At 36.1% G+C, this 8,490-nt stretch carries 7 protein-coding genes; 5 read left to right on the plus strand and 2 right to left on the minus strand.

All coding sequences use genetic code 11. From position 1 onward, the window contains the following. The 4 genes from ACTBZY_RS07940 to ACTBZY_RS07955 form a co-directional block, all read left to right on the plus strand. Positions 1-874, plus strand: an 874-nt coding sequence (locus ACTBZY_RS07940) for an O-antigen ligase family protein (protein ID WP_463045793.1), incomplete at its 5' end; no start/stop codon positions are given. Then, the gene (locus ACTBZY_RS07945; RefSeq protein WP_463045794.1) at positions 871-1,935 is read left to right on the plus strand and encodes an acyltransferase family protein; all 1,065 of its coding nucleotides are present in this window, start codon (positions 871-873) and stop codon (positions 1,933-1,935) included. The genes ACTBZY_RS07940 and ACTBZY_RS07945, both read left to right, overlap by 4 nt. Positions 1,936-1,977: 42 nt before the next feature. Then, complete coding sequence (glgB, locus tag ACTBZY_RS07950) at positions 1,978-3,864, plus strand: 1,4-alpha-glucan branching protein GlgB (protein WP_463045795.1); 1,887 nt, start codon at positions 1,978-1,980, stop codon at positions 3,862-3,864. Positions 3,865-3,937: 73 nt separating this feature from the next. Continuing rightward, positions 3,938-4,660: a LolA-like protein gene (locus tag ACTBZY_RS07955; RefSeq protein WP_463045796.1), complete on the plus strand. Its 723-nt coding sequence runs from the start codon at positions 3,938-3,940 to the stop codon at positions 4,658-4,660. Between the two features lie 9 nt (positions 4,661-4,669). Here ACTBZY_RS07955 and thrC read toward each other — a convergent pair whose 3' ends face one another. Then, positions 4,670-5,977, minus strand: a complete 1,308-nt coding sequence (gene thrC, locus ACTBZY_RS07960) for a threonine synthase (RefSeq protein ID WP_463045797.1) — start codon at positions 5,975-5,977, stop codon at positions 4,670-4,672. Positions 5,978-6,080: 103 nt separating this feature from the next. Between thrC and ACTBZY_RS07965 the strand changes: the two genes are divergently transcribed. Next, the gene (locus ACTBZY_RS07965) at positions 6,081-7,202 is read left to right on the plus strand and encodes a THUMP domain-containing class I SAM-dependent RNA methyltransferase (protein WP_463045798.1); all 1,122 of its coding nucleotides are present in this window, start codon (positions 6,081-6,083) and stop codon (positions 7,200-7,202) included. 2 nt (positions 7,203-7,204) lie between these two features. Here ACTBZY_RS07965 and carA read toward each other — a convergent pair whose 3' ends face one another. Continuing rightward, complete coding sequence (gene carA / locus ACTBZY_RS07970) at positions 7,205-8,311, minus strand: glutamine-hydrolyzing carbamoyl-phosphate synthase small subunit (RefSeq protein ID WP_463045799.1); 1,107 nt, start codon at positions 8,309-8,311, stop codon at positions 7,205-7,207. Between the last annotated feature and the right edge of the window lie 179 nt (positions 8,312-8,490).

Below are 8,490 nucleotides of genomic sequence, written 5' to 3' on the forward strand. Positions count from 1 at the left end.
TGGTCAAAGATTCGCCATAGCCTATGGAGATGCCACAGAAATGGACTCCATGGGAAACCCACATATTTTCGGAAGAGGAGCTTTCTTTGGTATTGTTTCAGGCTTTATTTATTTGAAATATGAGACAAAGAAACTTTGGCGATTTGTCACTTACGGTGCTCTTGCATTATTTTTAGCTGTCCTTATTTTAGCTCAAGCCATGTCTGCCATTTTATCCGGCTTTCTATTTATTGTTTGTTTTATTTGGTTTAATAATGATGCTCGCTCCATTTGGAAAAAAACGAAGTTCCTTTTCACTAAATGGTACGTTTGGCTTATTGTCATTTTCATGTCCATTAAAGGGATAGACTTTATACAGAAAAACGAAGCTATCCTTGATCTAGGCTATAAAATAGTTCAACGAAGGTTAGAGAAGCTGGTAAATACTTTCATCCCTGGTGATTCTGATGGAAAGAAGGAGATTGAAGTGGATGCCTCAGCTTCTGGCAGAGTTGGCTTACTAGAGTTAATGAAAGAGAATGCCATTGATAATTTTAAAGAGGGTAAGTATTTAAAACTTCTTTTCGGAAATGGATATTTCGCCTTTTACGTTGATGTGCCCATTGTGGAAGTATTTAACTCCTATGGGCTTATTGGTTTCTTACTCTTCGGCGTTTTCTTTTATTTAATGCTCAAGTACGCCATTCGAGAATTTAAAAAACCTTCAAGTATTATAGGTGAATTTGCAGCTTACGGGTTTATTTACTTTTTCGTATTTACCTTTACCAACGGTCTTATAATCGATTATAACAGATGGACATTTTTTGCTTTAGTTTGTAGATTCATGCCAGCTATTCAAAATAACATTAAAATCAAAAAAACAGAAACTGTTTGAATTCATCCCGAATAAATAATTTTGATTTAATTAGACTTGTTGCATCCCTGCAAGTCATGCTTTATCATGCTTTAACCTTCTTTAGAATAGACGATTTTTGGCAACCAAAAATCAAAGAGATAATTTCCTATTTCCCCGGTGTACCTATTTTCTTTACCATCAGTGGTTTTTTGATATATAGATCTTTGGAAAGAAACAGCGACGATCTGAAGCGATATTTCAAAAACAGGCTAATCAGAATATTTCCGGCATTATGGGTGTGTTTAGTTTTCACCATAATATTACTTTTCGTTTCTGAACAACTCCAATTGTCCGATCTGGCAACTGGTTCATTTTGGACTTGGATCTTGGCTCAAATGAGCTTTTTCCAATTCTACAAAACACCTTTAGTGTCAAATTGGGGAGTTGGTCATCCAAACGGTAGTCTATGGTCTATATCTGTAGAGTTACAGTATTATTTCTTCCTTCCAATATTGTTTGTTACGATATTCAAAAATAAACGTCAAAAGAGTTTTCAAAATTTAGTGATTATTGGCTTAGCTATCTTATCACTTATTTACAGTGTAAATCAAGAAACGGTAATTCTAGAAAGCGAGCTAACGGGAAAACTAATGGGTGTCATTCTATTCAAATACCTCTACTTTTTTTGTATTGGCATATTAATACATCTAAACTTTGATGTACTGAGAAAGTATCTTGAAGGAAAAGGCTACATCTGGTTTATGCTATTTATGATTTACATGCTCGTTTTTAGAAACTGGTTAGGGCTGTTTGATAACGTTTACGAAATCTCAGTACTAGGCGTTATTGGTTTGGTTTTATTAGGGCTTACCACCATGGCCTTAACTTTTAGTAAACCGGCTTTAAGCTCCAGATTATTAAAAGGTAATGACATTTCTTACGGTATTTATATATTTCATATGCCCATTATAAATTATTTTTATCATAGGCAAATTGAAATAAATTGGGAAAAACTTCTATTAATTTGTGTCATAGTTATTTCTGTTGCTTATCTTTCTTGGCAACTAATTGAAAAAAGAATGTTACGTTTTAAAATGTAATTTTCTTTAGTTATGATTTTTTATAAATAAAACCATTGAAATATGTCCTTTAGTCTTCTTTCCGATTTCGACATCCATCTTTTTAAAGCGGGAAAACATTACAAGCTTTATGAGAAATTCGGTTCCCATGTAGTAGATAATGATGGTCAGAAAGGGACTTATTTTGCTGTTTGGGCACCTAACGCTGAAAAAATATCTGTAATAGGAGATTTTAACGGCTGGAATAAAACATCACATAACTTAAGTCCTAGATGGGATCATTCTGGTATATGGGAAACCTTTATACCGAATATTGGAAATGGAGAGGTTTATAAATATTTCATCAAATCCAATACTGGCGAAGAATTAGAAAAGGCCGATCCATTTGCTCTAATGTGGGAAAAGCCACCAAAAACGGCTAGTGTTATTTGGGACACTTATTATGAGTGGTCAGATAGTAAATGGATGAAAGACAGACCCGAAAAGAATTCATTAGACGCTCCATATTCCGTTTATGAAGTCCATTTAGGTTCATGGAAAAGAGACCCTGAAAATAACGAACGCAGACTTTCTTACAGAGAAGTTGCAAGGGATTTGGTACCTTATGTTAAAGAAATGGGCTTTACCCATGTGGAGTTTATGCCTATCATGCATCATCCATATGAGCCAAGCTGGGGATATCAAATAACGGGGTATTTTGCCGCTAGTAGTATTTTCGGTAACCCTCAAGACCTCATGTACCTTATAGAGGAGCTTCATAAAAACGACATAGGTGTCATTTTAGACTGGGTTCCATCACATTTCCCTGGAGATGCTAATGGTTTATTTAGGTTTGACGGAACGGCACTTTACGAACACGAGAATCCATTTGAGGGATATCACCCAGACTGGAAAAGTTATATTTTTAATTATGGGAGATTTGAAGTAAGATCTTTCTTGATTAGCAATGCCCTATTTTGGTTAGAACGTTTCCATGTAGACGGATTAAGAGTGGACGCTGTGGCTTCTATGCTTTACAGAGATTACTCTAGAGAAGATGGCGAATGGATTCCTAATATTCATGGTGGTAGAGAAAATCTAGAGGTCATATCACTGTTAAAAGAAATTAACGAAGAAATATATGCTTCTTATCCAGGTACTCAAACCATTGCCGAGGAATCTACGGCATTTCCGGGGGTTTCTAGACCAACATACACCGGCGGTTTAGGTTTCGGCATGAAATGGATGATGGGTTGGATGAACGACACCCTATCTTATTTTGAAAAGGACCCTGCTTTTAGGAAATACCATCAAAAAGATTTGACATTCAGTACAGTTTATGCCTTCACAGAGAACTTCATGTTACCACTTTCTCATGACGAGGTGGTTTATGGAAAGGGTTCTTTATGGGATAAAATGCCCGGTGATGAATGGCAGAAATTTGCCAATCTCAGATTGCTATATACCTATATGTTTACGCATCCAGGAGCCAAACTACTCTTTATGGGAGGAGAGTTTGGCCAAAGAGGAGAATGGGATTTTAAAAACAGTTTGGATTGGCACGAATTGGACAACCATTTCAATAAAGGAGTCTCAGAACTGGTCAAAAGCCTAAATACTCTTTATAGAAACGAGCAGTCTTTAACATTAAATCAGTTTAAAGAAACTTCATTTAGATGGATAGACACCATGGATGAAGAAAACTCTGTTTTGTATTATAAAAGACTAACAGACACAGAAGAAATCTATATCATTCTAAACCTTACCCCTGTTCCAAGAAACAATTATAAGCTAGGTGTAGATAATGCAGGAAGTTATACTGAAATTCTCAACAGCGATCAAGAAAACTATGGTGGAGCAGGAATTGGGAATGCCGATTTCAAGGCCATTAAAGAACCTTATCATGGACTTCCGTATTCTATTTCATTGAATATACCACCTTTGGCAGGTTTAATTTTCAAGAGAAAATAACATTAACATTTCATAACAAAATATTGGATCAAAATTTGAAGTTTAAGCTTTTAAATAACTTCAAATTTTGACCATGAGATTCCTCTCAACGCTTGTTTTGTTCTCATTATTTATTTCATCCATATCTTTAGCTCAAACTGCGGAAGAAATCGTTAAGAAGTATGTAGAAAAGCGAGGGGGCACTTTACTATTAACAAAACTTAGTAGTCTAAAGCAAGTTGAAAGCATTAAAGCAGAATCTACCAATTATCAAACAGTTTCCTTCTATAAAGGCTTGTCCTATAAAGCTATTTTCAGTTACGAAGGAATGGAAATCATAGCCTCTTACGATGGTAAAATGGCTTGGGCTACCAATCCCATGACCATGAAGAGTGAGCCGCTTACAGAAGAAGATGCACACGATCTGATAGAACAGGGTAAAGACTTCCCAGACCCGCTTTTTAAGGCATCCAAAAACAGATATCAAATTATAAAAAAAGACGACGAGACTGTAAATGGAAACCCGTGTTTTAAATTAACTCTTTTAAAACCTGATTACACTTTTATGGAAACAACTATCAAAGGAGAAGTGGACTTTTATATTGAAAAAAACAGCTTCTTGTTAGTAAAAAGCGTAGCTCATAACGGAAACGGAAAAATGGAAACCCTTTTCTCTAACTTTAAAGAGAAAGGTGGTATTATCTTTCCCTTTAATTCCAAGTTAATTATGAATGGTATTCCAACCACTACAACAGATATTCAAAGTATTGAGCCTAATCCTAAAATTAACAGTGCTATTTTTATAATGGGAAAGTAATTCTTTCGCTTAAGACAGTTTGTCTAGATAGCTTCTAAAAAGTCCATAATCAGGCATCATTCTCTCTGCTACCTTAGCCCTTTCTAAGAGTTCTTCTAATCTTTCTGGAATAGGTAAACCAGCCCCTAAAACACCCTCTACATCTGGTAAGAATTTAGCATAATGTGCTGTTGATAAAAACACGCCAGAAACCCTTTGTTTCTCAGAATTCATATAATCCTTTAAGCCTAAATATGCAATAGCTGTATGTGGACACACCACATAATCAAATCTATCTTTTACTTCTTTTATAGCGGCTCTCGTTTCTTCATCCGTATAGGAGTATCCAACAACCTTATCTGTCAATTCTGCGAATTTATTGCCAAACAAAGCAATCAGCCTAGGAAAATTACTAGGATTACCTACATCCATGGCGTTCGAAATAGTACTAATTGACGGGTCAATTAGTGTATACTCACCCGACTTTAAATACTCAGGAACTACTTTATTAACATTAGTGGCAGCTATAAATCGGTGAACAGGCATGCCCATTTTAAAGGCTATCACTCCAGCACTAAGATTCCCAAAATTTCCGCTAGGTATACTAAATACAACAGGAAACCCCTTTTTATACAGTCTAGAATAAGCGTAAACGTAATAAAATGCTTGAGGTATTAAACGAGCTATATTAATAGAGTTGGCAGAAGCTAAATTTAGCTTTTCTCTCAATTCCTCATCTAAAAATGCCTGTTTAACTAATTTTTGACAATCTTCAAAAGTACCATCAACTTCAATAGCAGAAACATTTTCACCTAGCGTGGTTAATTGCTTCTCTTGAATATCACTGACCTTTCCGCTAGGGTAAAGTATATGTACATCAATATTTTCTTGCCCAAAGAATCCTTGTGCCACTGCCCCACCCGTGTCTCCAGAGGTAGCTACAAGTATATGAACCTTCCTATTCCTTTTTTCTAGGAAATATGACATCACGGCCGCCATAAACCTTGCTCCAAAGTCCTTAAAAGCCATAGAAGGCCCGTGAAAAAGCTCCAGACAATACAGATCTTCTTCTATCTCGACAGATGGTGCGTCAAAATCCATCGAGTCAAGCAAAAGGTTTTCTAGATCTTCTGCAGGTATTTCATCTTGAAAAAAAGCATTGGCTATTACAAAAGCAATATCAGTAAAGGTTAAACTATCACAAGTTTCCCAGAAGGTATCTGGTAAGACTGGAATCTCCATTGGAAGATAAAGACCGTTATCTGGAGGCAAACCTTGAAAGATAGCTTCTTCAATTCCAACCGATGGGCTTATGTTATTTGTACTGTAAAGTTTCATCTATTTCCGTTCAACTGCTTTAATTCGCCGCAATTTTATGAAAAATATCAGCAAGAGACTAGAGAATTGACCAAAATGAGGATTTTAAATTTAGCTTTGCACCATGGAGAATTACCAAATGATAGCCAAGACTTTGGCTGGCTTAGAGAATGTACTTTTTGCAGAAATTGAAAACCTTGGAGGTGTGAATATTTCTAAAAGGAAAAGAGCCGTAGCCTTTGAAGGCAATGACGAATTGATGATGAAGGCCAATATGTCTTTAAGAACCTCTATTAGTATTTTAATTCCTATTATAGAATTTGAAGTTAATGACGAATACGAATTATATGATCAAGTGTTTGCTGTGCAGTGGGAGGAAATATTTGGATTAAAAGACACCTTTTCTCTTACCGCTACCGTAAGTGGAGAAATCTTCACACACTCTAAGTATGTAGCGTTAAAAACAAAAGATGCGATAGTTGACCGGTTTAGAAAAAAGTTCGGCAGTAGGCCAGATGTAGATACTTTTAATGCCGATTATCAATTCAACGTTCATATTCAGTATAATGCCTGTACTGTTTCTCTAAACTCCTCTGGCGATACGCTAAACAAGAGAGGATACAGGGAATTTTCAAATGAGGCCCCATTAAACGAAGTTTTAGCCGCAGGTATAATTCTAAAGTCGGGCTGGAATGGCAAAGATGATTTTTATGATCCTATGTCGGGTTCAGGAACCTTTAGTATTGAAGCAGCACTTATTGCCAATAATATAGCTCCAGGACTTAATCGGAGTTTTGGCTTCCAAAAATGGGTAGATTATAACAGAGAAATGTTTCATAACATTAAAAATGATCTAGAGAAAAGTAGGACGTACTCTGATACAAATATTTACTGTAGAGATTTGCTCACAGAGAATATAGATAACATATCTGTTAATGTTGAAAAAATAGGACTGGACGACATCATCAGAGTGAAAAGGGAGGATTTCTTTCTTTCTTCTAAAATAGGTGAAAGTGGGATAGTTTTCCTAAATCCGCCTTACGGAGAAAGATTAGAAATTGATGAGATAAATGCCTTTTACAAGAATATTGGAGACCAACTCAAGAAACAATACCGCAATTGCGAAGCTTGGATTATAAGCTCCAATTTAGAAGCATTAAAGTATTTTGGACTTAAGCCTGAATCTAGGCACCAAATGTTTAATGGTGGCCTAGAATGCAAGCTTAATCACTATAAGCTTTATTAGGATTACTTTCCTAATAAAGCTACGAAGTCGTCAAATAAGTATCTTGAATCATGAGGTCCTGGGGCAGCCTCTGGATGATATTGAACAGAGAACGCAGGCTTACTTTTCAATTTAATACCCTCTACCGTATTATCATTTAAATTCATATGGGTAATTTCCACATCCGGGGTTGATTTAACATCATCCGTGTTTACAGAAAACCCATGATTCTGAGAGGTAATTTCAGATTTCCCAGTAACTAAGTTCTTTACAGGATGATTTAAACCTCTGTGTCCGCTATGCATCTTATAAGTCCCGATGCCACAAGCTCTGCCTAATATTTGATGTCCTAAACAAATCCCAAATAAGGGTTTGTTGGTCTCAAGCATTTCCTTTATGGTATCCACTGCATAATCCATAGCGGCAGGATCTCCTGGTCCATTTGATATAAAAAAACCATCAGGATTCCATTTCAAAATTTCAGACAGCGGAGTTTTAGCATTATAAACCTGCATATAGCAGTCTCTTTCCGCAAATGACCTCAGAATATTCCTTTTGCATCCTAAGTCCAACACAGCCAACTTAAAAGACGCAGATTCATCTCCAAAGAAGTATGGTTCTGATGTGCTTACAGTACTAGAAAGCTCCAAACCTTCCATGGATGGACATAATTCTAGCTCTTTCTTGAGTGTATCTATATCGTCTATTTCAGAAGATATAATACAATTCATTACGCCGGCATTTCTAATATGACGCACAATTTGTCTTGTGTCGACGTCGCAAATGCCAACTACTCCAGCATTCTCAAAGTATTCTTGAAGTGAAGAGTCCGCTGTGTTTCTAGAATAATACGTATCTGCATATGCATTACATACCACACCTTTTATTTTCACACTAGAAGATTCTTCTTCACTTTCCAACTTTACTCCATAATTTCCAATATGAGAGGTCGTATTTACAATAATCTGCCCAGAATAAGAAGGGTCGGTATAGATTTCTTGGTAGCCAGTCATACCAGTATTAAAGCATATTTCTCCAGTCGACGTCCCTAATTTACCAAGGGCTTTCCCTTTAAACACGGTTCCGTCTTCCAGCATAAGATATGCTTCACGCACTTGAGATTTTTCCATCAATGTTTTTGTGATTTCCGATGAATAGAATGAATTATCGGAGCGTAAAGTTAAGAGATTTTTTCTTACTATTTAAATGCAGCTAAGAAATCCTTTAAGAAATACTACTCCTATACGCAAAAAGGAGACCATTCCTGGTCTCCTTCTAAAAAAATAAAGTTCGTCTTAAGCCTTAGATC

The organism is Arcticibacterium sp. (genome assembly GCF_055134445.1).